We start from the raw sequence: 446 nt of genomic DNA, 5'->3' as shown, positions 1-446 counted from the left end.
TGTCTGCGGTTTTTCCAGGGGGTGCCGCCGCATCCCGCCAATGAACCGCGCGCTTCTCAAATCGCCGCGAAGGTCGCGCATTTCACCTTTTACGCGCTGTTTTTTGCCCTGCCATTGTCGGGCATTGCGGCCTATTATTTCGGCGCGCGAGTAGCAGGAGAATTGCATTCCGGGCCGTTCAAGGGGCTGATGTGGGTGTTGATCGCCGGCCACGTCGCCGCAGTTCTGGTTCACCAGTTCTACTGGCGCACCAATGTTTTGAAGCGTATGACGCACGGCTAAAGCACTACGCTTTTCCAAAAGTGAAAACGCTCCATGTGTCTGTCTCTTCGTATTTTCTGAAGCTAAACCCGCTCGAATCGCCATTAGCGGCGGTTTGTCACGTTCCCGGATGATTGGAAATAGTGATGATGAGCCTCGCCACACAAGGCGGCAATGAGGTTATG

At 54.7% G+C, this 446-nt stretch carries 1 protein-coding gene; it reads left to right on the top strand.

Annotated elements, in window-relative coordinates:
- On the top strand, positions 1–282 hold a 282-nt coding region (locus tag AB4Z23_RS28545), incomplete at its 5' end, for a cytochrome b (RefSeq protein WP_441361317.1).
- Between the last annotated feature and the right edge of the window lie 164 nt (positions 283–446).

The organism is Agrobacterium sp. MCAB5, from assembly GCF_052114365.1.
GTDB lineage: Bacteria > Pseudomonadota > Alphaproteobacteria > Rhizobiales > Rhizobiaceae > Agrobacterium > Agrobacterium tumefaciens.
The sequence above is the reverse complement of the archived record's forward strand: the minus strand, read 5'-3'. Positions and strand labels throughout refer to the sequence as shown.